Annotated in this window: 24 protein-coding genes; all 24 read right to left on the reverse strand. The window is 37.8% G+C overall.

Translation table 11 applies throughout. The features are described from left to right. Window positions 1-110: 110 nt before the first annotated feature. The 24 genes from fliE to SJW71_RS18900 all read right to left on the reverse strand — a co-directional run bounded on the left by fliE (window position 111) and on the right by SJW71_RS18900 (window position 22,386). Entirely contained in the window at window positions 111-416 is a 306-nt protein-coding gene (fliE, locus tag SJW71_RS18785) for a flagellar hook-basal body complex protein FliE (protein WP_274795959.1), read from the reverse strand. A 24-nt stretch (window positions 417-440) separates the two neighbouring features. Continuing rightward, window positions 441-902: a flagellar basal body rod protein FlgC gene (flgC, locus tag SJW71_RS18790; RefSeq protein ID WP_274795958.1), complete on the reverse strand. Its 462-nt coding sequence runs from the start codon at window positions 900-902 to the stop codon at window positions 441-443. A 3-nt stretch (window positions 903-905) separates the two neighbouring features. Further along, on the reverse strand, window positions 906-1,298 hold the full coding sequence (gene flgB, locus SJW71_RS18795) for a flagellar basal body rod protein FlgB (protein WP_274795957.1): 393 nt from the start codon (window positions 1,296-1,298) through the stop codon (window positions 906-908). A 950-nt stretch (window positions 1,299-2,248) separates the two neighbouring features. Beyond that, window positions 2,249-3,028 (reverse strand): GTP-sensing pleiotropic transcriptional regulator CodY, encoded by a 780-nt coding sequence (gene codY, locus SJW71_RS18800; protein WP_004229266.1) that lies wholly within the window; start codon window positions 3,026-3,028, stop codon window positions 2,249-2,251. A gap of 87 nt (window positions 3,029-3,115) precedes the next feature. After that, window positions 3,116-4,516, reverse strand: coding sequence for an ATP-dependent protease ATPase subunit HslU (gene hslU / locus SJW71_RS18805; RefSeq protein ID WP_322605973.1), 1,401 nt, complete (start codon window positions 4,514-4,516; stop codon window positions 3,116-3,118). Next, entirely contained in the window at window positions 4,516-5,061 is a 546-nt protein-coding gene (hslV, locus tag SJW71_RS18810) for an ATP-dependent protease subunit HslV (protein ID WP_004229270.1), read from the reverse strand. The genes hslU and hslV overlap by 1 nt, the downstream gene beginning before the upstream one ends. Before the next feature lie 21 nt (window positions 5,062-5,082). Beyond that, window positions 5,083-5,982 carry a tyrosine recombinase XerC gene (xerC, locus tag SJW71_RS18815; RefSeq protein WP_274795955.1) on the reverse strand — a complete coding sequence of 300 codons (900 nt, stop codon included), beginning with the start codon at window positions 5,980-5,982 and terminating at the stop codon, window positions 5,083-5,085. Window positions 5,983-6,269: 287 nt separating this feature from the next. Then, the gene (gene trmFO, locus SJW71_RS18820) at window positions 6,270-7,583 is read right to left on the reverse strand and encodes an FADH(2)-oxidizing methylenetetrahydrofolate--tRNA-(uracil(54)-C(5))-methyltransferase TrmFO (protein WP_312505168.1); all 1,314 of its coding nucleotides are present in this window, start codon (window positions 7,581-7,583) and stop codon (window positions 6,270-6,272) included. A 23-nt stretch (window positions 7,584-7,606) separates the two neighbouring features. After that, a complete protein-coding gene (topA, locus tag SJW71_RS18825; RefSeq protein ID WP_274795953.1) occupies window positions 7,607-9,685 on the reverse strand; it encodes a type I DNA topoisomerase in 2,079 nt (692 codons plus the stop codon). 92 nt (window positions 9,686-9,777) lie between these two features. Further along, a complete protein-coding gene (gene dprA, locus SJW71_RS18830) occupies window positions 9,778-10,674 on the reverse strand; it encodes a DNA-processing protein DprA (protein ID WP_431811338.1) in 897 nt (298 codons plus the stop codon). Window positions 10,675-10,866: 192 nt separating this feature from the next. Beyond that, window positions 10,867-11,769, reverse strand: a complete 903-nt coding sequence (sucD, locus tag SJW71_RS18835; RefSeq protein ID WP_274795951.1) for a succinate--CoA ligase subunit alpha — start codon at window positions 11,767-11,769, stop codon at window positions 10,867-10,869. A gap of 17 nt (window positions 11,770-11,786) precedes the next feature. Then, on the reverse strand, window positions 11,787-12,947 hold the full coding sequence (gene sucC / locus SJW71_RS18840; RefSeq protein WP_274795950.1) for an ADP-forming succinate--CoA ligase subunit beta: 1,161 nt from the start codon (window positions 12,945-12,947) through the stop codon (window positions 11,787-11,789). Window positions 12,948-13,109: 162 nt separating this feature from the next. Then, the gene (locus tag SJW71_RS18845) at window positions 13,110-13,412 is read right to left on the reverse strand and encodes an EscU/YscU/HrcU family type III secretion system export apparatus switch protein (protein ID WP_274795949.1); all 303 of its coding nucleotides are present in this window, start codon (window positions 13,410-13,412) and stop codon (window positions 13,110-13,112) included. Then, a complete protein-coding gene (locus SJW71_RS18850) occupies window positions 13,409-15,298 on the reverse strand; it encodes a hypothetical protein (RefSeq protein WP_431811339.1) in 1,890 nt (629 codons plus the stop codon). The genes SJW71_RS18845 and SJW71_RS18850 overlap by 4 nt, the downstream gene beginning before the upstream one ends. A 56-nt stretch (window positions 15,299-15,354) precedes the next feature. Next, the gene (locus SJW71_RS18855; RefSeq protein WP_322605977.1) at window positions 15,355-16,116 is read right to left on the reverse strand and encodes a ribonuclease HII; all 762 of its coding nucleotides are present in this window, start codon (window positions 16,114-16,116) and stop codon (window positions 15,355-15,357) included. Between the two features lie 154 nt (window positions 16,117-16,270). Then, the gene (ylqF, locus tag SJW71_RS18860; protein ID WP_431811340.1) at window positions 16,271-17,146 is read right to left on the reverse strand and encodes a ribosome biogenesis GTPase YlqF; all 876 of its coding nucleotides are present in this window, start codon (window positions 17,144-17,146) and stop codon (window positions 16,271-16,273) included. 57 nt (window positions 17,147-17,203) lie between these two features. Next, window positions 17,204-17,767: a signal peptidase I gene (gene lepB, locus SJW71_RS18865; RefSeq protein ID WP_274795945.1), complete on the reverse strand. Its 564-nt coding sequence runs from the start codon at window positions 17,765-17,767 to the stop codon at window positions 17,204-17,206. Between the two features lie 105 nt (window positions 17,768-17,872). Continuing rightward, entirely contained in the window at window positions 17,873-18,217 is a 345-nt protein-coding gene (gene rplS / locus SJW71_RS18870) for a 50S ribosomal protein L19 (RefSeq protein ID WP_274795944.1), read from the reverse strand. A gap of 117 nt (window positions 18,218-18,334) precedes the next feature. Next, complete coding sequence (gene trmD, locus SJW71_RS18875) at window positions 18,335-19,072, reverse strand: tRNA (guanosine(37)-N1)-methyltransferase TrmD (protein ID WP_312505489.1); 738 nt, start codon at window positions 19,070-19,072, stop codon at window positions 18,335-18,337. After that, window positions 19,072-19,587: a ribosome maturation factor RimM gene (gene rimM / locus SJW71_RS18880; RefSeq protein WP_274795943.1), complete on the reverse strand. Its 516-nt coding sequence runs from the start codon at window positions 19,585-19,587 to the stop codon at window positions 19,072-19,074. The genes trmD and rimM overlap by 1 nt, the downstream gene beginning before the upstream one ends. 476 nt (window positions 19,588-20,063) lie before the next feature. Beyond that, the gene (locus tag SJW71_RS18885) at window positions 20,064-20,297 is read right to left on the reverse strand and encodes a KH domain-containing protein (RefSeq protein WP_004269410.1); all 234 of its coding nucleotides are present in this window, start codon (window positions 20,295-20,297) and stop codon (window positions 20,064-20,066) included. A gap of 15 nt (window positions 20,298-20,312) precedes the next feature. Beyond that, window positions 20,313-20,585 carry a 30S ribosomal protein S16 gene (gene rpsP, locus SJW71_RS18890; RefSeq protein ID WP_024362057.1) on the reverse strand — a complete coding sequence of 91 codons (273 nt, stop codon included), beginning with the start codon at window positions 20,583-20,585 and terminating at the stop codon, window positions 20,313-20,315. A gap of 94 nt (window positions 20,586-20,679) precedes the next feature. Next, entirely contained in the window at window positions 20,680-22,038 is a 1,359-nt protein-coding gene (ffh, locus tag SJW71_RS18895) for a signal recognition particle protein (RefSeq protein ID WP_274795942.1), read from the reverse strand. Between the two features lie 12 nt (window positions 22,039-22,050). Further along, window positions 22,051-22,386 carry a putative DNA-binding protein gene (locus SJW71_RS18900; RefSeq protein ID WP_274795941.1) on the reverse strand — a complete coding sequence of 112 codons (336 nt, stop codon included), beginning with the start codon at window positions 22,384-22,386 and terminating at the stop codon, window positions 22,051-22,053. Between the last annotated feature and the right edge of the window lie 78 nt (window positions 22,387-22,464).

Below are 22,464 nucleotides of genomic sequence, written 5' to 3' on the forward strand. Positions count from 1 at the left end.
TCCGGTTATAGTGAATAACCTAGCCATCAATAATTTGCAAACATAATGAGCCCACTATATAGTGGTTATTAATCTATTTTGAAAAGGAGTCTCCTTATCTAATAATAAAATTAAACACTCATGCGCATTATTTCTTGGTAAGCTTCAATCACCTTATTGCGAACTTCAATTGTTGCGTTTAATGTAATGCTTGCCTTTTGTGATGCAATCATCACTTCGTGCAACTCTACGTCTTCACCTTTAATCAGTTTTTGAGTATATGTATCAGAAGTTATTTGCTGATCATTCACTTTAGAAATCGCTTCTTTTAACGAGTTCGCGAAGCTTTGTTGGGCTTCATAAGGTGTTGTATTAAGTTTATTTGTTTCATTTACAACCTGAGTAGGTGTCATTAGCGAAACGGACGAAATAGCCATTATGTATCTTCCTTTCTACTTAGTTTATTTACCAATCTCTAAAGCCTTAGTAAGCATTGATTTATTTGCATTAAACACAGTTATATTCGCTTCATAGGAGCGCGTAGCTGACATTAAGTCAACCATTTCTTTTAATGGATCAACGTTCGGCATATTGACATAACCATCTGCATTTGCATCTGGATGAGTTGGGTCATAAACAAGTTTAAAAGGTGTTTCTTGATCTTCAGAAATACGAGTAACTTTGACACCATTACCAACACCACTTTTGGCGTTTTTACCAAGTGCAACATTCAAAAATTTTGAAAATTGTCCTTCTTGTGCACTGAACGTAACAGACTTACGTCGATATGGTTCCCATTCCCCATTCACTTGACGAGCGCGAGTTGTATCCATATTAGCCATATTAGAAGAAATGACATCCATGCGTAATCGTTGCGCTGTTAAAGCAGAGGCAGTGGTATTCATCCCGTGAAATATAGACATCTATTACTTACCTCCTTTAATTACAGTATTTAATGTATTTAATTTTCCATTTACACGATCAATTAAAGCATTGTAATAAATTTGATTCTCAGCTAATTTCGCCTGCTCAGCATCCATGTCTACAGCATTTCCGTTATTCCTATATCGCAGATTCTCAACATTATTGACACCAGGTGTAGATTGTCGAATCGTGAAATCATAATGTCTACTATCAGTACGATAAGCAGAGATAGCTATACTTTTTTGTTCTTCCAACATACCCTTAAAACTAACATTTTTCGCCTTATAATTAGGCGTATCGACATTCGCAATATTATTTGCGATTGTTTTATGATTCAAAGTTGCATAGGAAAGTCCTTTTTCCAGGCTACTAATAGTTCCTCCAAATAAATTCAAAACTGTTCACCTCATTTTATTCCAATTTATGTACTTGTTAATTTATCCAATAATACAATTGTAATTAAGATGATACCTAGTGTCTATTGTCTTTTGTCACTTTTTGATAGTCTATATGCCCTATTTTTTATCCCACTAAACCGTGACAAAACTTCCGGAACCCTTTCGTCTCTAGGCTTCACGGAAGGATAGTATACATCTAGTTATTTTACACTATTTCGACAGTGTTTACGCTTTTAGTATTAAATACGCCTTTTTTTGAGCTTTATCGCCTTTTTATTAACTTATAAATAAAGGTCCCTTTTTACTAGTTCATTCATTACGAAAGTATTTTACAAATGAACATTTCACAATTTGTTCACTATATTCTAAAGTAACATACTAGAAAATTATATGTGCTAATGGTAGTGACAAATTGTTGAACAATATTAGGAAGAAAGAAACAAAAAGTATCATGTTTCAATATTTTTGTATAATTTCTAAAAGAGCATATAGTGCAAATACAAAAACTGAAGATACTTTTGCATAAAAAAAGCGCCTAGATTTACTCTAGAGCTTCGAACAGTAGACAATCTCAAGAAGTTTGAAAGTTTTTATTTTGATAAACTCAAAGGCCAGACGCTTTCAATCGGCGAGTCGTGCTGGCTGCCTCTCTTTTCTTTTATCTACTGATATTAAATAACACTACACAAAGTGAAAAGAAACCTTGAAAGAATTTTTGTGCTAGATGAAAAGCATGGACAAGATAAATATCTATAAGATGGTTAAGATAGTGAGCTTATTTTTCTAAAATTTAAAGAAGCTAATCATCCGGTCGTGGCTGGTCCTTTAATGAACTACTAATGCTACAAGGTATTATATGATAAAAGGAATCGAAAATGAAGTCCCGATTCCTTTTACCAACAGTTCGAAAGCGCCTAGAGTTACTCTAGACGCTTTCATCTGTATTATTATTTCATTTTAATTTCTGCTAAAGCATTTAAGAATTTATCATTTAGTACTTTAATATAAGTACCTTTCATACCTAAAGAACGAGATTCAATTACACCAGCAGATTCAAGTTTACGTAATGCATTTACAATTACTGATCGTGTAATACCCACTCGGTCAGCAATTTTTGATGCAACTAATAAACCTTCATTGCCATCAAGTTCTTCAAAAATATGTTCAATTGCTTCTAACTCACTGTATGACAGGGAATTGATAGCCATTTGTACGACAGCTTTGCTACGAGCCTCTTCTTCAATTTCTTCAGATTTCTCACGTAAAATTTCCATACCAACTACTGTTGCGCCGTACTCCGCTAAAATTAAATCATCATCTTCAAATTGAGAAGATAAACGAGCAAGGATCAGTGTTCCTAAACGCTCTCCACCACCAACGATTGGTACGATAGTTGTTAAAGCATTTTGGAATAAATCTTTATTTTCTACAGGAAAAGCAGTATGTTCGTTATTGATATCTAAATTCGATGATGTTTCAGAAATCGTAAATAAGCTATGAGTGTATTCTTCTGGGAATTGTCGCTCTTCGAACATTTTCTTCATACGTTCGTTTTCAATTTGTTGGTGAATTGAAATACCTAATAATTTACCTTTACGGCTTAAAATATAGACATTACTATCAATAATATCTCCTAAAGTATCAGCCATTTCTTTAAAGTTTACCGGCTTACCAGCAGAAGCTTGAAGCATCGAGTTAATTTTACGTGTTTTTTCTAATAAATTCATTATATGTTCCTCCTATAAATAATCCGAAGAGTATTTACTAAATATTCTAAAGGTTTTTAATACTGAATGATACTAATTCACTTTACCCTACAGTATAAATTGTGATAAATCTTTGTTTTTTACTATACCCGCAAGTTTTTGATCAACATACGCAGCATTGATTGGGATACTTGCTGGTGCAATTTCAGATGCTTCAAACGATAGCTCTTCAAGTAAACGTTCTAAAATCGTGTGTAAACGACGGGCTCCGATATTATCTGTTTCCTGATTAACCTCTGTTGCTATTTCAGCAATTCGCTCAATTGCATCTGTTGTGAAATGAATTTCCACGCCTTCTGTTTCTAATAATGCTTTGTATTGCAAAATAAGCGATTGATCTGGCTCTTGCAAAATTCTTACAAAGTCTTGTTTTGTTAATTTTTCTAGCTCTACACGAATTGGGAAACGGCCTTGTAATTCAGGAATTAAATCCGATGGCTTCGACATATGGAATGCACCTGCTGCTACAAACAGCATATAATCGGTTTTCACTGCTCCATATTTCGTAGTGACAGTAGATCCTTCTACAATTGGTAGAATATCTCGTTGAACACCTTCACGTGAGACATTTGCTGAAGTGTTTCCTTCTTTACTAGCAATTTTATCGATTTCATCAATAAAAATGATACCCGATTGTTCTGCTCTAGTAATAGCTTCTTGTGCCACTTCGTCAGCATCTATCAGTTTATTGGCTTCTTCTATAGTTAAAATACGGCGTGCATCTTTCACTTGCACACGGCGTTTTTTCTGTTTTTTCGGCATTAAACTAGATAACATATCCTGCATGCCGCTATTCGCAGACATATCCATTCCAGTTCCTTGAAGCGCATCAAAAATTGATGGATTTTGTTCTGTAACTTCTACAGTAACCCATTCATTTTCTAATTTACCATTGCGTAAATCAATGGCAATTTGCGCGCGCTTAGAGCGTACCTCAGCTTCATCATTTGATGAATCGTCAGTTGATGATTGTTCTTTCCCACCGAATAACATTTCAAATGGATTTTGCATCGCCTGTTTTTTCCTTAAAGAAGGCACTAAAAGTTTGACGATTGCTTCATTTGCTAATTCCTCAGCTTGTTCCTTAACAGACTCCATCATTTCTTCCTTAACTAAACGATGTGAGGCTTCTACTAAGTCACGAACCATTGATTCAACATCTCGACCTACATAGCCTACCTCTGTAAACTTTGTCGCTTCAACTTTTACAAAAGGAGCATTTGTAAGCTTCGCAATTCTTCTGGCAATTTCCGTTTTTCCGACACCAGTTGGACCAATCATTAAAATATTTTTCGGAATAACTTCAGCCTTCATATCATCATTTAACAACGAACGACGATAGCGATTGCGCAACGCAATGGCTACTGCTCGCTTAGCTTCATTCTGCCCAACAATATAGCGATCTAAATGCTCAGTAATTTGTCTTGGCGTTAAATTTTTTTGCGTCATTAGTTCAGCGCCTCCACGATAATATTATGATTCGTAAATACACATATTTCAGCAGCTGTTTCTAATGCCGCTTCTGCAATTTCACGAGCAGTCATCGTTTCACCTGCATATTTTTTCAAAGCTCTGCCCGCAGATAATGCATAGTTTCCACCAGAGCCAATTGCCAAAATACCATCATCTGGTTCAATTACTTCTCCTGTACCTGAAACAAGTAGTAATGTCGTTTTATCCATTACTAATAACATTGCTTCCAGCTGACGAAGCATTTTATCACCACGCCACTGCTTTGCCACTTCTACTGCAGCACGTTGTAAATTACCGTTATATTCATTTAGTTTGCCTTCAAACATTTCAAACAGTGTAAAAGCATCAGCAACGGAACCTGCAAAACCCGCAAGGACCTGCCCATTAAACAGACGTCTGACCTTCCTTGCTGTACCCTTCATCACAACTGCATTTCCCAATGTTACTTGGCCATCACCAGCCATGGCACATCCTCCGTTATGATGAACCGCAAATATCGTTGTCGCATGAATTTGTCCCATATGCCTTCCTCCTTAGCTCTATTATGCCCTTGGATGAGCATTCATATATGTTTGACGAAGATGCTCTTTTGTTACATGTGTGTAAACTTGTGTAGAAGATAAATGAGAGTGACCTAATAACTCCTGCACCGTTCGCAAATCAGCGCCATTATTCAATAAATGAGTGGCAAAAGTATGGCGAAGCATGTGTGGGTAAATTTTCGTATGGAGTGAGGCCTTGTCAATCATTTCGTTTAAAATATGACGTACCCCTCGAGGCGTAAGTTCCCCACCGCGCATATTGACAAACAACTGCTGATGACTGGTCTTTTTCATCAATCGAGGACGAGCTTGCTCTATGTAGTCCTGCATTGCTAAACTCGCAAATTGACCAAATGGAATAATTCGTTCTTTTCGACCTTTACCCATTACTCGTATGATTGAATAATGAAAATCTACATCCTCTACTTGAATAGAAGTCAGTTCACTTACACGTATACCTGTAGCATATAACAGCTCTAATATAGCTATATTTCTCAATGATTTCAAATCATCACCAGTATTCGCATCAAATAGCTGCTTCAATTCTTCTTCGTAGAAAAAATTTGGTAAACGAGATTCTTTTTTAGGGTGATAGAGCGAACGGAATGCTCCGTCATCTAATCCGTATTGTCTATTTAGAAAGCGAAAAAAGGAACGGATCGAGGAAATCTTTCTAGAAATAGAAGCCCTTGCCCTTTTTTCTTCATACAACTTTGTTACATAAAGACGTGCATGTATATATTCAACACTCGCTAAATCATTGATTCCCTCCGTTTGTAAAAAGGTTAAAAAATCTAGCAGGTCTGATTCATATTCTCGCACTGTATGAACAGAGAAGTTCTTTTCAACTTGGATGTAAAGCATGAACTGTTCGAGTGCATCTTGGGACGAAACTAACATGGAAAGATTCACCACCAATGATTTATTAATAATTTTCTCAAATGACTGACACTTGTAATATAACGGATATATATATCTTTGTCATCTCTTACAAGTTTGCATCGTTTTGCTCATCATTAATAAACATACATATTGACACTAAACCTATCTTCGTAATATAGCAAGTGTAAATAGTTATATTTTGAGAAAATGTCCATACAAAATAATAAAATACGTCTAATTAAGCATTTTGTCTACAAAAAGAAAAAGCCTCTAAGAGTATATCAACTTTTAGAGGCTTTTGGCAATCAAATTGTTTGTGAATTCACAAAATTTCGAATTGTGCTCAAAGCACGTGTTGCATGCATTTCAGCACGTTCCGGTTTAGAACGGCGTCCTGGTGGTAACTCAGGGAATATACCGAAGTTAACATTCATCGGCTGGAAGTTTTTCGATTGAGCTTCTGTTATATAACGGGCCATACTTCCTAATGCCGTTTCAAATGGGAAAATAATCGGGTCTTGCCCTAATGCTAAACGAGCAGCATTAATTCCTGCAATTAACCCACTTCCTGCTGATTCAACATATCCTTCTACGCCTGTCATCTGACCTGCAAAGAAAATGTTTTTGCGTTCACGAAGTTGATATGTCTTTTCTAAAACTTTTGGAGAGTTGATGAATGTATTACGGTGCATAACACCATAGCGTACAATTTCCACATTCTCTAATCCAGGGATTAGCTGTAGTACTTCCTTTTGCGGCCCCCATTTAAGATGCGTTTGGAAACCAACAATGTTATAAAGGGTGCCAGCTGCATCATCTTGACGAAGTTGCACAACAGCATAAGGACGTTTCCCTGTTTTTGGATCTTCAAGACCTACTGGTTTCATAGGACCAAATAACATCGTTTTCTCGCCGCGCGCAGCCATAACTTCGATCGGCATACATCCCTCAAAATATATTTCTTTTTCAAATTCTTTCAATGGAACAACTTCCGCTTCTATTAATGCTTGACGGAAACGATCAAATTCTTCTTTTGTCATAGGACAGTTTAAATATGCTGCTTCACCTTTATCATAACGAGACTTCAAATAAACTTTATCCATGTCTATACTATCTTTTTCAATAATGGGTGCTGCTGCATCGTAAAAGTATAAATAATCTAAGCCAGTTAAGCCTTGAATTTTCTCAGCTAAAGCTTTTGAAGTCAATGGACCTGTTGCAATAACTGTAATACCTTCAGGAATTTCAGTAACTTCTTCATGAATAACCTCCACTAGTGGGTGGTTTTTTACAGCCTCAGTTACATATCCCGCAAATTCATGACGATCTACTGCTAATGCGCCGCCAGCAGGTACTGAGCACTGATCTGCAGCTTTTAAGATAACAGAATCTAACAAACGCATTTCTTCTTTAATAACGCCTACGGCATTTGTTAAACCATTTGCACGCAATGAGTTAGAACAAACAAGTTCTGCAAACTTATCCGTATGGTGCGCTGGCGTTTGCTTTACTGGACGCATCTCATAAAGTTTAACTTTTACACCACGCTTAGCAATTTGCCAAGCTGCTTCACTACCTGCAAGTCCCGCTCCAATTACATTTACTACTTGTTCAGCCATGTTTCTTACCATCTTCCTATCTATCATTGAGTTGGTGTCTCTTCATAGTCACACTTTGTACATTGAATTTGGACACCTTTTTTTATCTTTTTCTCTACTAATAATGCACTACATTTCGGGCATGGTCTACTAATCGGCTTGTCCCATGATACAAATTCACATTCAGGGTATTGGTTACAACCATAGAACAGTCGTTTTGTTTTACTTTTTCGCTCTACAATTTCGCCCGTTTCACAGGAAGGACATTTCACACCAATAGGTTTCATAATAGCTTTTGTATTTCTACAGTCCGGGAAGTTCGAGCAAGCCATAAATTTGCCATATCGTCCAAGCTTATAAACCATCGGGGATCCACAAAGCTCGCAATCCTCTCCAGCAGGTTCATCTTTAATCACTACTTTTTCCATAGCCTCATCTGCATGTTTTACATGAACTTCAAAGTCTTTATAAAACTCTTCCACAACATTTTTCCATTGACGATTGCCTTCTTCAATATCATCTAGATCTTGTTCCATTTGTGCTGTGAATTCGATGTTTATGATATCCGGGAAAAATTCTAGTACGAGTTGGTGTACAATTTCACCTAGCTCTGTTGGCATAAAGCGTTTAGCATCTAATACAACATAGCCACGGCGCTGAATTGTATCGAGGGTCGGTGCATATGTGGATGGGCGCCCAATACCTAGTTCTTCCATTGTTTTAACAAGTCGCGCCTCTGAATAACGTGGTGGTGGCTGTGTAAAATGTTGCTTAGGCTCGATTTCAAGCGATTTTACTTGATCACCAATTTCCATTTCAGGCAAAAGTTTTGTCGTCTCTTCTGTCTGATCATCAGTACCTTCGATATACAGTTTCATAAAGCCAGCAAATTTGACTTGTGAGCCATTCGCTCGGAATAAAACATCACCGTTTTGAAGATCAACTGCTACCGTATCTAATATTGCTGGAGCCATTTGGCTGGCGATAAAGCGCTCCCAAATTAAGCGATATAAACGTAACTGATCACGGCTAAGAACAGTCTTCAATTCATCTGGTGTACGCATTGTGCTTGTTGGGCGTATTGCTTCATGAGCATCCTGCGCATTCGAAGCCTTCTTCGTTTGCTTTATCTCAGTAGCAATATATTCTTTACCATACTTTCCTTCAATATAAGTAACCGCTTCCGCTTTAGCCGTATCTGAAATACGTGTTGAATCGGTACGCATATATGTGATTAACCCGACTGTTCCTTCTTTTTTTCCAATATCAATACCTTCATATAACTGTTGAGCTAGCATCATGGTTTTCTTAGCTCGGAAATTCAACTTTCGTGCTGCCTCTTGTTGTAAAGAAGATGTTGTAAAGGCTGGCGCAGCATTACGTTTGCGTTCCTTTTTCGTTACATTGACAACATTAAAGTTTGTTCCTTTTACATCTTTTAATATTGCCTTTACTTGTTCTTCATTTGTTAATTTAATTTTGTCTTTACCATTTCCATAGTAAAGAGCATCAAAGGTTTTTTTACCTTTTTCAAATGTTCCTTCAATTGTCCAATATTCTTCTGGTTGGAAGTTTTTAATTTCATTTTCACGATCAATAATCATGCGTAGAGCTACCGATTGTACACGACCTGCTGATAGACCCTTTTTCACCTTTTTCCACAGAATTGGGCTAATGTTATAGCCTACGAGTCTATCCAATATACGTCTTGTTTGTTGTGCATCTACTAAATCCATGTTAATTGGACGTGGATTTTTAAAGGACTCTATAATTGCATCCTTGGTGATTTCATTAAATACAACACGACAATCTGAGTGAATATCAATGTTTAACGCAGTCGCAAGGTGCCAAGCAATTGCTTCTCCCTCGCGGTCTGGATCGGCCGCTAGATAAACTTTCTTCACTTTTTTTGCCGCAGATTTTAATTCCTGTAATACAGGTCCTTTACCACGTATCGTAATATATTTAGGTTCAAAGTTATTCTCAGCACTAACACCCATTTGGCTACGTGGAAGATCCCTAACATGTCCAACCGATGCTTTTACTTTATATTTCTTACCTAAATATCGTTCAATTGTTTTTGCTTTTGCCGGTGATTCTACAATCACTAAATAATCCGCCATCTATGTCTCCCCCTTAGCGAGGTCTATTACTAAATTTTTTAAGTTACCTGTTGCAAAATGTATAACAGATTTTAAGATAATGCAACTTTTTTTCAATTTTTGTTAGAAAAGAGGTCCAATGTTTCAATAATTTGATGACCATTTATTACTGGAATGGCCCCTTCTAAAAGTAATTGATTTGTTCCCCTAGACTGCATTGCATCGATAGGTCCTGGCACAACAAATACATCTTTCCCTTGCTCCAATGCAAGCTCAGTTGTAATAAGCGTGCCACTTTTCAACGCAGCTTCTGTGACAACTAAGGCCTGCGATAATCCACTAATAATTCGATTACGCATTGGAAAATGCCATTTTTCAGGCTTCATGTAAGGGGGGTATTCTGTCACTAATAGTTGGTGTTCTGCCAATTGTTTAGCAAGAACGCGATTTTCTGCTGGATAGAGATAATTAAAACCATGTCCAAGCACCGCAATTGTGTGGCCTCCCACATCAATTGTCGCCCTATGTGCTATCGTATCAGCACCTCTAGCAAGCCCACTGACGACCGTATACCCACGTTGAACAAGAGGTGGGACTATGACATCTATCGCCCTCTTTGAATACGCTGTAGCCTTCCTAGAACCTATAATAGCTATCTGTTTATTATTTGATAACAGGGAATACTGACCTTTCACATACAATACAGTAGGTGGGTTGGATATTTCAAATAATTGCGCTGGGAAGTAAGGATGATAAAACGGTATGGGGACTATATTTTCTTGTGCATAAACCTCTTCAAATGAAGTTGTCATAATTTGTCGAAAACTGTACGAGAGTTGATATGCTTTATGTGCCGATATTTGTAAAACCTTTGCTATTTCATCATATTGAATATTTTCAAACTCGTTTAAAATATTCACCGGGGTCAATAAACGCTGAAGTTTCTGAAGTGGTAATGGGTAAACATAATGTAAAGCTAGTAATCTCTGGGTATCCATTGCAAGGATCATTTAACAAACCTCCTTTTATAATAGAAGAAATTAAATGACCGCAAGATAATTTCAACACAACTTTTTCATCATTATTTATGACACCTGCCACAGAATTGTCGTTTTCTTCACCGCAAGTAGGAAAAAGAGAAGATGGTATACAGTGTATAAATAATGAAAAAGATGTAGCCGCAATGTGCTACATCTTCCATTTTAATGGGTTTTACACTTTTCGTATAGCCCTTTTTCTTTAATTACTTTAATCAACGTTTCACCAATAACAGACGGTGTTTCCGCTACTTCAATACCAGCAGCGTTCATCGCTTTAATTTTTTCTGCTGCTGTTCCTTTACCACCAGAAATGATAGCACCAGCGTGACCCATACGTTTGCCTGGAGGTGCTGTTTGTCCACCGATAAAGCCTACGACAGGTTTCGTCATATTTGCCTTAATCCATGCAGCTGCCTCTTCCTCAGCTGTACCACCGATTTCTCCAATCATAACTACTGCGTATGTTTCTGGATCATTATTAAATGCTTCTAGAACATCAATGAAGTTTGTACCGTTAACAGGGTCTCCACCGATACCTACAGCAGTTGTTTGACCAATGCCAGCTTGTGTTAGTTGGTGCACCGCTTCATATGTTAAAGTACCAGAACGAGAAACAACTCCTACATGGCCTTTTGTATGAATGTAACCAGGCATGATCCCAATCTTACATTCGTCAGCAGTAATTACACCCGGACAGTTTGGACCTACTAAGCGAGTCTTTTTACCTTCCATATAACGTTTAACTTTAACCATATCAAGGACAGGAATATGCTCTGTGATACAGATTGTTAATTCTAATTCAGCATCAACAGCTTCTAAAATTGCATCTGCCGCAAATGGTGCAGGTACATAGATAACTGAAGTTGTAGCACCTGTTGCAGCTACAGCTTCTGCTACTGTATTGAAAACAGGAACTCCCTCGATTTCAAGTCCACCTTTACCTGGTGTTACACCTGCTACGATTTTAGTACCATACTCTAGCATTTGCTTCGTATGGAAAAGAGCTGTTTCGCCCGTAATCCCTTGTACAATTACCTTCGTATCTTTGTTAATAAATACAGCCATTGTTCTCCCTGCCTTCCTTAGCCTACTAGTCCCACAATTTTTTGTGCACCGTCAGCCATTGAATCCGCTGCAACGATGTTTAAACCAGATGCATTTAAAATTTCTTTTCCAAGTTCTACATTTGTACCTTCTAAACGTACAACTAACGGCACAGCTAAACCAATTTCTTTAGCAGCTGTCACAACACCTTCAGCAATAATGTTACACTTCATAATTCCGCCAAAAATGTTTACGAAAATGCCTTTTACGTTTGGATCAGAAAGGATAATTTTGAAAGCCTCTGTTACTTTTTCAGCTGTTGCACCGCCCCCTACATCTAGGAAGTTAGCAGGGCTTCCGCCATAATAACTAATTGTATCCATAGTGGCCATTGCAAGACCGGCACCATTAACCATACAACCAATGTTACCATCTAATGAAATATAGCTTAAATCATATTTGGATGCTTCGATTTCTTTTGCATCTTCTTCGTCAAAATCGCGTAATTCGACAATATCTTTATGTCGATATAGTGCATTCGCATCAAAATTGAACTTTGCATCTAATGCCACAACTTCACCTTGTCCAGTTACAACAAGTGGATTAATTTCTACAATCGAAGCATCTTTGTCGATAAATGCTTGATATAAACCTAACATTAATTTAACAGCTTTCCCTACTAGGTTTGCTGGAATATTCATATTAAACGCCATACGACGTGCTTGGAAGCTTGTTAAGCCCACAACAGGATCTACTACTTCTTTGAAGATTTTTTCTGGATTTGTTTCTGCAACCTCTTCAATATCCATACCGCCTTCTTCAGATCCCATCATAGTAACACGAGATGTTGCACGATCTAATACTAGACTTAAATAATATTCTTTTTGGATATCAGAACCCTCTTCAATATACAAGCGTTTTACTTCTTTACCTTCTGGACCTGTTTGATGAGTCACTAAAATTTTCCCTAATAATTCTTTTGCGTACGTACGTACCTCGTCTAGGTTTTTAGCGATTTTTACACCACCTGCTTTACCGCGTCCACCTGCATGAATTTGCGCCTTGACTACTGTTACATTTGAGCCAAGTTCCTTCGCTACTTTCACTGCTTCATCAGGGGAAAAAGCAACTTTTCCGTTCGGTACAGCTACACCATATTTTCTCAGAATCTCTTTCCCTTGATATTCATGGATATTCATAATACATCCTCCCATCAAACATTTGCGTAGAATTGTTTTACTAACATAGACTATTCTAACGAAAGATTCTGATAAAGTCTACACTTTGTCTTTAGTTCGAATTTTCTCTCTTATTATGCCGCTTTTTTCTATTTTGTGTACTAAAACAGCTTGCGAGAATAGTCAGAATACTTCATTTTTTCTATATTTTCGCGCATGTTGCTGATCTAAACGATATATAAATGCAAAAACCTCAGCTACGGCCTGATATAATTCTTCTGGAATGGACTCATTTAAATCTAGTTGACCAAGCAATTGCACGAGGTTAGGATCCTCATAAATTGGCACATTGTGCTCAGTGGCACGAGCTAAAATATTTTCAGCAATTTTCCCTTTTCCCTTTGCTACAACAGTTGGACTATCAAATTGTCCAAGTTTATAAGTAAGCGCAATTGCCTCTTTTCGTGTAAATTTTTCTTCGCTCATACGCGGATATCCACCCCACTATGCTCCTCTTGCTGTTCTACTACAGGACTTACTTTTGCCGTTTGCCCCTTGTCAAATTGTTTAATAAACACTCCTGAAAGTTGATAATTTTTTTCTGCCAAGCCCATTTTCAAGGCTGCCTTTAGTGGCTCCGCAAGTGGCTGAATATCTGAATGCTCATTAAAGACTGTTACTGTGACCACTCTATTTTGAACCTGCATATCAATCACCGTTTCTTGCATTGATGCCATCTGTAAATAAAATAATACACGTGCATAGTTGGCATTGATTTTGCCATCATCCTTCATACGACCATTCCATTGTAATGTTGCATCCATCTTTTTGCCGAAAAACTCAAGCGGGACTTGCATAATAAGCTGATGTTGATGACCATTCTCTCCTGAAGATAGCTGCATGCCATTCATACGTGTCATGAGCATTTCTGCCGCTTCCTTCATTTGAGGTGTCGTATTAGTTTCCTGCAATAATGTATGGAGCTGTGGCTTTAGCTGATGAGCAATCATTTGCAGATCCGCTGATTTATTGCCTAAGGTAGCCTCATAGCTAATCCCTAAATTTTTTAACACTGTTTTTAGGGCATGCTCCATCGCTTTGCTATCCATCGAATTTTGTACTAGTGCATCTGCTTGGGTTAAAGTTTGCTGAATAAATGGTTGTGTAGAATCAATGCTATTTTTCACAAGGTTGCGCATTAGAACTTCATTCTGGAAAGGAGAATTTGATTCTTGCCTAAAAAGAGAGAGCAGATGATCCTTCACAGAAAGTGCATGGGCATCCTGTGTAAATAGACGATCAGCTGTATTTTGGGCAAACGCTTTTAATAGTTGATCCTGCATTTGTTTAGCAAAAACATCTAGCGTTTGTTTGGTTACCGGTATCTGATTAAAACGGTCCATTAGCTGATTGATTTGCTGTTTTTGCTCATTCGTTAATAATTGTTGATTTCCTAGCCATGTTTTAAGCTGTTCCACAAGTTGACTGGCATTTTCAGGCTTTGTAGCAACGATGGTTTGAATAACTTGTCCAGCTTGCTGCATTGGTTGAAAAGCTTTTGCTTCTTTAATGTTTGACCAGTTTTGTAATGTAGCCTGCTGTGGAAGAATGCCTGATTCCTTGAGAATCGATAATGCTTGCATTTTTTCACTCATCATTGCAGCACTATTTGTTAAACTCTGAAGAACTCTAGCAAGGATGACACCACCCGTTTCTACTTCAAAAGGCTTGGCAATCGCTTGTACTTGTTGCATTAGATTTTGCCTCAATTGGGCAGATAAAGTTACATCCTTTGCTAAAAGCTGAGCAAAGTTGTCCATGAGCGTGGTCATACCCGACGTTTTTTGACCATTCATGAGCGCATAAAACACATCATTTGTCATCGGCATTTTAAGCTCTATCATTTTTTGGATGGTTTGCAGTGCATCCACTTTCGACATCCCTTCTGGCAATGCCTTTAACCATATTTCTGCTTGGAGCAGTTGATCTTTCGAAATAGGTAGCTGCGCCTTCATAAAATGTCCCAACAATTGCTGCATCTCTGTAGATTTAGGTAAATTCATAGATTCTAAAAGCTGATTAATTTGTTGATTGGGCGTAGATGCTTGCATCATCGGTCCAGTCACCACTTTCAATTCTGTTTGTGGATTTGTTCCTGTTACCTGAAAGAAATGGGCATCCCCAGCTTTTAATGGTACTTCAAGTTTAGCTATGAACTTTTGATTGCCTACTTGTATTTCTGCCATCTGGTCTGGATATAATTGCTTAATTGTGCCATGGAATACTTGTCCTTGCTTTAAGGCAAGGGGTTGATTTGTTGATGTGATAGCATTTTGTTGCGGTTGAATCGGATTAAATGATGTGGCTGTCATATACAAACTCCTTTCATCAATTACTCCTTCGTGTAATTGTGTTTCCTTTTTGAACGTTATTGAAACATGGATTTAATCGGTTCGAATGATTTACGATGATGAATAGTTGGTCCGTATTCCTCTAATGCTTTTAAATGCTGCTTTGTACCATAGCCGGCATGTTGTCCAAAGCCATACATCGGAAAGTCCTTATCTAATTGTTCCATATAATCATCTCGGGCTGTTTTAGCTAAAATAGAGGCTGCCGCTATTGCTAAGCTTTTAGCATCACCTTTAATAATCGAATCCTGTGGGATTGAAATAGGCAATGTCATAGCATCTACAAGAACAACATCCGGCTTTTTTGTTAGTGATTCTACACTTGCTTTCATAGATTGTTTGGTTGCCTCAAAAATATTTAACGCATCGATTTGCTGGGCCGATTGAAAATGGATAAAATAACTAATGGCATGCTCTTTAATTAAAGTGGCAAAGGCGTTTCTTTTTTCCTTTGATAATTGTTTCGAATCATTCAATCCAACAAGCGCCTCGCAATTAGTCGGTAATATCACAGCTGCAGTCACGACTGGCCCCGCTAACGGTCCACGTCCCGCCTCATCTACACCAGCAATCAATGTATCTATGCCCCCGTAGCTTAAATCGAATGCGACTTTTGCTTGATGTTCTTTTTGTAATTGACGTTTTTTATCTTGTCTTTTTTGCCATGTAAGCCAAGCCTTCTGTACGCCAGCTCTTTCATCCGCCTCAATTTCTATCATCCAATCTTGCCATTCCTCCGCATCTTTCAATGCAGTTGTAATTTCTTTAATGGTTTTCATTTTGTACTCCTTCTTGCTACTACTCATTAAAACTATAACATGTTTATGTAGTCTCTTTAACTTGAAAACTATTTACCTCTCTATAGTCATTATCGGTAAGAAAAGTCATTCCTAAAAGAAAAACTGCCACAAGAACATGTGACAGTTTCAAAACTTATAATTGCTCAGCTTCTTTTTCTAGCTGTTCTTCAACAAAATCAAAGGTAAGTTTACCTAATTGTAATCCGCGTATATCTCGAACAATTAGTTGAGCTACTTGATCATAGTCAATTTCTCCACCAGGACCGAATACACGACGTAGTTTTCCAATATGGTCGAATGTATCCACTAACTCTTCATGAATAAATTCGATACCATATCGCTCTTCCATACGCTTTGGATAATGAACAGATAAGAATCGCAAACCATAGACAGCTAAGTCTTCCATATTTGTAATGGTATCCTTAATGGCACCTGTTAAAGCTAATTTAAATCCTACTTCTTGATCCTCAAACTTCGGCCATAAAATACCTGGCGTATCCAAAAGCTCCAGTTCTTTACCGACTTTAATCCACTGCTGTGCTTTAGTCACACCTGGTGTATTGCCCGTTTTAGCGATATTTTTTTTCGCTAAGCGATTGATGAGCGTTGATTTTCCAACGTTCGGAATTCCAACAATCATGGCACGAATAGCTCTAGGTTTCATTCCTTTTGCTTTCATACGGTCAAATTTTTCTTTTAAAATTTCTTGTGCGGCTTTTGTTACTTGCTGTAAGCCCTTGCCCTCAAGTGAATTAATGGCTACTGCTCTATGACCACGTTGAGCAAAATATTCTACCCATTTACGTGTTTCTTGCTCATCTGTCATATCCGCTTTATTTAAAATTAACAGACGAGGTTTTTGATTAATTACTTCGTCGATCATCGGATTACGCGAGGATAGGGGTAAACGAGCATCTATTAATTCAAATATAATATCAACAAGCTTTAATTTTTCAGTTACTTCACGTCGGGCTTTTGCCATATGCCCAGGAAACCATTGTATTGTCACACCTATACCTCCTAAACTAAAAGAAAAAGGGAGTGATTCAGCGCTCCCTTTCTTGCATTACTTTACAATTTTTATGTCACTAAACGGCCAGAAAATCAAACTGGTGTTACCGATAATTTCCTTTTGTTCAACTAGCCCGATATGTCGGCTATCTTTACTATTTCGACGATTGTCCCCCATGACAAAAACATATCCTTCAGGAATGGTGTCCAAAGAAACATCGATGTCTTTTAGGGTAAAGTCTTCTGTTAAGGTTCCTCCGGTGATTTGCGCTTTATAAGCATCTAAATAGGGCTCATCTATTGGCTCACCATTGATATACAATTGATCGTCCTTATACTCCAGTGTATCCCCCGGCAATCCAATTACACGCTTAATATAATTTTTTTGTTCAGGTGCATGAAATACAACGATATCAAAACGTTTCGGTTCACCTATTTTATAACCAATTTTATTCACAATCATTCGATCGCCATCTTCAAGGGTTGGCATCATGGACTCTCCATCAACTGCTATGGGTGTAAATAAAAAATATCGAATAATTGCAGCAATCGCAAATGCAATTAATAGTGCTTTTGTCCATTCCCATAATTCATTCTTTTCTTTCACCTGTTTTTCCATCGAGAATTGCCCCCTTGTCTATCACCATTTTAGATGATAGTGAATTAAGATGACAAGCAAAAAGAAAAGGGGCTTGAACTCAAGCCCCTCACTTTTAAGTCATAATTATCGAATTTCTTTAATACGAGCAGCTTTACCACGTAGGTTACGTAGGTAGTAAAGTTTAGCACGACGTACTTTACCACGACGTACAACTTCTAGGTTAGCGATTTTTGGTGTGTGTACAGGGAATGTACGTTCAACACCTACACCGTAAGAAATTTTACGAACTGTGAAAGTTTCGCTAATACCGCCACCACGACGTTTAATTACTACACCTTCGAAGATTTGGATACGTTCACGAGTACCCTCTACTACTTTCACGTGTACCTTAACAGTATCACCAGGACGGAAAGCTGGTAGATCAGTGCGAAGCTGAGCTTTTGTAATTTCTGCAATAATGTTTGACATTGTTTTTCTCTCCTTAGACAGATGCTCTTGCACGCAATCTATGCCACAGCGGAACACCGTAATTCAGTACTTCACATAGAAGTACAGAATAGATGTTATCATAAATAAAGCACGTAATCAAGCATCTTGATGATTGTTTTTTAGTTTTTCTAGATACAATTTTTGCTTGTCTGTTAATGGATAATGCTCGAGTAAGTCTGGTCGACGCTCAAAAGTTCTTTTCAGCGATTGTTCCTCTCGCCATTGCTCGATTTTAGCATGATTTCCCGAAAGTAAAACATCAGGTACCTTCATTCCACGAAACTCCGCAGGTCGTGTATAATGGGGATGCTCCAATAAACCTGTTGAAAAAGAATCTTGAATATGTGAATCCTCTTGCCCTAATACACCAGGTAACAGTCTAACTACACTATCAATAACGGTCATAGCTCCTAACTCGCCACCTGTTAACACAAAATCACCAATGGAGATTTCATCTGTCACAAGATGCTGACGTATACGTTCATCATAGCCCTCATAATGCCCGCATAAGAAAACTAATTCCGTTTCCTGTGCTAGCTCCTCTGCCTTTTTCTGAGTAAATCTTTCACCCTGTGGACACATTAAAATGATACGTGGCTGTTTTCCTGCAGTTATTGCCTCTACTGCACTAAACATAGGTTCAGGCTTTAATACCATGCCTGCTCCACCACCATATGGATAGTCATCAACTTGATTGTGCTTGTTCCCCGAAAATGTACGAATATCCGTTACCTCTAGTTTTACAGCGCCTTTTTCTTGTGCTTTCTTTAATATCGACGCTCCAAAAACGCCAGAAAACATATCTGGGAATAGACTTAGTACATGAATATTCATCATAATAGACCTTCCATTACATGAATTACTATTTTCTTTTCTTCAACATCTATATCTTTTACGATATCTTCTATATAAGGGATATAATGCTCTTTTTTCGAACCTTTGACTACCCACACATCATTTGCCCCTGTTTGCAGGATATCTGCCACAATACCAATTGTTTGGCCGTCTTCAGAAATAACAGTACAACCTATTATTTCATGGAAAAAGAATTCATTTTCTTCAAGTAGATCATCAGTCATTTGATCTTTTGTCACTTTTAGCATGCCTTCTTTAAATGGCTCGACTAAATTAATATTGTTCATACCTTCAAAGGTTAACAAAATAAAGTTTTTATGACGACGTACAGATTCAATAGTCACCCATGTTGGCTTTTTATCGTCTTTTTTAAAGGCAGCAAGCTTATTCCCTACTGCAAAACGTTCTTCTTCAAAGTCTGTTGTCGATAGCACACGTATTTCACCACGAATACCATGTGTATTGACTATACGACCTACATTAAACCATTCCATTCAACTTTCACCTCGTAAAAAACATACTTGTCTTCACAAAGCATCTTGCGTAGCATTTTCACTTCTATCACTGTTAGCAGAATTGCTTTGGAAGAACGTAGTTTTAGCTAAGACTAATTTGTCTTGTATTATCAATATAAGCAATTACCATTAGCTATAATCTTTAATTATGCTTTATTTTGTGCTTGTCCTTAGAGCTACAGGTTGTTAGCTTTCACTAATCAAACATTTACAGTAGCTCATCTACCACCTAACTTTGGTTTCAGTATACAGTTGGCATTACAGCTTGTTCATGCGGAATAAAGCGCTTCTATTGCGAAAAAAGATAAAAAAAGGAAGGAACCTACAAGCTCCCTCCTTCTTCGTCCAGATTTTACGCTTCATGCTAAAAGGCCACTTCGAACTCCTAAGCGACATGTAACCACATCTATCAGGATCCAAAAGTACTTAGTGCAAGAGCGTAAACATCTTTTCTATTAATCCAATATATCGACGTAGGTCTTCTTTTGATGGTGACTACCTGCCGCTGAATAAACAATTGTACGAATCGCTTTCGCTACTCGCCCTTGCTTGCCTATGACTTTCCCTCGATCCTCTGGATGAACAAAAAGTTTATAAACAATTCGATTTGCATTTTCATCCGTCTCAATACGAACTTCTTCTGGATAATCGACTAACGGTAAAACGATTGCTTCAATCAGCTGCTTCAAAGACGTCGCCCCCGATTATTTACTGAATTTTTGGTTATGGAATTTTTCCATGATTCCTTGTTCTGAGAACAGGTTACGTACTGTATCTGATGGTTTTGCACCGTCAGCTAACCATTTAAGAGCTTTCTCTTCATCAATGTTTACAGTAGCTGGTTGAGTTAGTGGGTTGTAAGTACCAACTGTTTCAATTGAACGACCGTCACGTGGTGAACGAGCGTCTGCAACTACGATACGATAGAAAGGAGATTTTTTAGCTCCCATACGTTTTAAGCGAATTTTAACTGCCATTTTAATAGCACCTCCGAATAAGTTTCACACAAGATAGTATATTATCAATGTTTAGGTTGTTTGTAAAGTGTTTTTTCTTAACACCTAAAAATTATTATTTAAACAATGAATCAAAGCCTGGTAATTTCATTTTTTTCTTCCCTTTACCACTTGCCATTCCAGTCATTTGCTTCATCATTTTTTTCATTTCATCAAATTGCTTGATCAGACGATTAACCTCTTGAATAGACGTCCCTGAGCCTTTAGCAATACGTTTTTTACGGCTACCATTAATAATCTCGGGGTTGGTCTTTTCAGCAGGCGTCATGGAATAAATAATAGCCTCCACCCGTCCCATTTGCTTATCATCGACTTTTACATTGTCTAAGCCTTTAATTTTATTTGCACCAGGAAGCATTTTTAATATTTCATCAAGAGGTCCCATTTTCTTGACTTGCTGTAATTGTTCAACAAAATCATCAAATGTAAAGGTTTGAGACTTGAACTTTTCTTCAAGTTCTTTTGCCTTTGCCTCATCAACCGTTGCTTGGGCTTTCTCGATTAATGACAGCACATCACCCATACCTAAAATACGTGATGCCATACGTTCTGGGTGGAATGGCTCCAGCGCATCCATCTTTTCGCCCATCCCAACAAATTTAATTGGCTTTTGAGTCACAGAACGGATAGATAGTGCCGCACCACCACGTGTATCACCATCAAGCTTTGTTAAAACTACCCCAGTAATGCCGATTGCTTCATTAAAGCTTTCTGCTACATTGACTGCATCCTGACCTGTCATGGCATCAACAACAAGAAATACTTCATCTGGCTCTTTTAACGCACGAATATCCTTTAATTCCTGCATTAAGTCCTCATCTATATGCAAACGACCTGCCGTATCGATGATCACGACATCATGATGCTCTTCTTTCGCCTTTTCAATAGCCTGACGTGCAATTTCTACTGGAGAAATGTCAGTACCTAATGCAAAAACAGGTATCGATAACTGTTTACCTAATGTCTCTAATTGTTGAACGGCTGCCGGACGATACACGTCAGCGGCAACTAGCAATGGCTTACGATTATATTTTTTACGTAATACATTTGCCAATTTACCTGTAGTTGTCGTTTTCCCTGCACCTTGTAGACCGACCATCATAATGACAGTTGGTGGCTTTGTATTAAACTTAATGGGGCTTTGTTCGCCACCCATTAATTCTGTTAATTCATCTTGTACAATTTTAATAACTTGCTGACCTGGTGTTAAGCTTTGCATAACATCAACACCAACAGCACGTTCACTTACCTTTTTTACGAATTCTTTGACTACTTTTAAGTTAACATCCGCCTCAATTAAAGCAAATCGGACTTCTCGCATCATTTCTTTGACATCTTGCTCTGATACTTTCCCTTTGCCTTTAATCTTTTGGATCGTTCCTTGGAGTCGTTCCGCTAATCCTTCAAAAGCCATTGCTTTCGCCTCCTAATCCCATTCTTTCAGCTGTTCTATAAGCGCTAACTGTTCTTCAACTGTCATGGTTTTTTCTGTTATTCCTGCTGTTAATTGCGACAGCATTTGGGTACGTTGTTGAAATTTTTCAAGTAAACATAATTTTTCTTCATATTCCTCAAGCATCGCTTCTGTTCGACGAATATTATCGTAAACAGCTTGGCGTGAAACACCATACGATTCAGCGATTTCTCCTAGAGAGTTATCATCCAAATAGTATAGTTCCATATAACTTCTTTGCTTATCTGTTAATAATGCTTGATAAAAGTCGAAGAGAAAGTTCATGCGTGTTGTTTTTTCAAGTAGCATCGAATGTTTCTCCTCCCGCTATTAGTCATTTGTATCATAACGAAAAGCGCCCGTCTGTGTCAAGGTAATCTCCTTGTC

The organism is Lysinibacillus sp. FW12 (assembly GCF_050817245.1).
Lineage (GTDB): Bacteria > Bacillota > Bacilli > Bacillales_A > Planococcaceae > Lysinibacillus > Lysinibacillus irui.

Coding starts and splice junctions, on each gene's coding strand:
- fliE (WP_274795959.1), bottom strand. CDS start 416: ATGGCTATTTCGTCCGTTTCGCTAATGACACCTACTCAGGTTGTAAAT.
- flgC (WP_274795958.1), bottom strand. CDS start 902: ATGTCTATATTTCACGGGATGAATACCACTGCCTCTGCTTTAACAGCG.
- codY (WP_004229266.1), bottom strand. CDS start 3,028: ATGAATTTATTAGAAAAAACACGTAAAATTAACTCGATGCTTCAAGCT.
- hslU (WP_322605973.1), bottom strand. CDS start 4,516: ATGACGCAAAAAAATTTAACGCCAAGACAAATTACTGAGCATTTAGAT.
- hslV (WP_004229270.1), bottom strand. CDS start 5,061: ATGGGACAAATTCATGCGACAACGATATTTGCGGTTCATCATAACGGA.
- xerC (WP_274795955.1), bottom strand. CDS start 5,982: ATGTTAGTTTCGTCCCAAGATGCACTCGAACAGTTCATGCTTTACATC.
- trmFO (WP_312505168.1), bottom strand. CDS start 7,583: ATGGCTGAACAAGTAGTAAATGTAATTGGAGCGGGACTTGCAGGTAGT.
- topA (WP_274795953.1), bottom strand. CDS start 9,685: ATGGCGGATTATTTAGTGATTGTAGAATCACCGGCAAAAGCAAAAACA.
- dprA (WP_431811338.1), bottom strand. CDS start 10,674: ATGATCCTTGCAATGGATACCCAGAGATTACTAGCTTTACATTATGTT.
- sucD (WP_274795951.1), bottom strand. CDS start 11,769: ATGGCTGTATTTATTAACAAAGATACGAAGGTAATTGTACAAGGGATT.
- sucC (WP_274795950.1), bottom strand. CDS start 12,947: ATGAATATCCATGAATATCAAGGGAAAGAGATTCTGAGAAAATATGGT.
- SJW71_RS18845 (WP_274795949.1), bottom strand. CDS start 13,412: ATGAGCGAAGAAAAATTTACACGAAAAGAGGCAATTGCGCTTACTTAT.
- SJW71_RS18850 (WP_431811339.1), bottom strand. CDS start 15,298: ATGACAGCCACATCATTTAATCCGATTCAACCGCAACAAAATGCTATC.
- SJW71_RS18855 (WP_322605977.1), bottom strand. CDS start 16,116: ATGAAAACCATTAAAGAAATTACAACTGCATTGAAAGATGCGGAGGAA.
- lepB (WP_274795945.1), bottom strand. CDS start 17,767: ATGGAAAAACAGGTGAAAGAAAAGAATGAATTATGGGAATGGACAAAA.
- rplS (WP_274795944.1), bottom strand. CDS start 18,217: ATGTCAAACATTATTGCAGAAATTACAAAAGCTCAGCTTCGCACTGAT.
- trmD (WP_312505489.1), bottom strand. CDS start 19,072: ATGAATATTCATGTACTAAGTCTATTCCCAGATATGTTTTCTGGCGTT.
- rimM (WP_274795943.1), bottom strand. CDS start 19,587: ATGGAATGGTTTAATGTAGGTCGTATAGTCAATACACATGGTATTCGT.
- rpsP (WP_024362057.1), bottom strand. CDS start 20,585: ATGGCAGTTAAAATTCGCTTAAAACGTATGGGAGCTAAAAAATCTCCT.
- ffh (WP_274795942.1), bottom strand. CDS start 22,038: ATGGCTTTTGAAGGATTAGCGGAACGACTCCAAGGAACGATCCAAAAG.
- SJW71_RS18900 (WP_274795941.1), bottom strand. CDS start 22,386: ATGCTACTTGAAAAAACAACACGCATGAACTTTCTCTTCGACTTTTAT.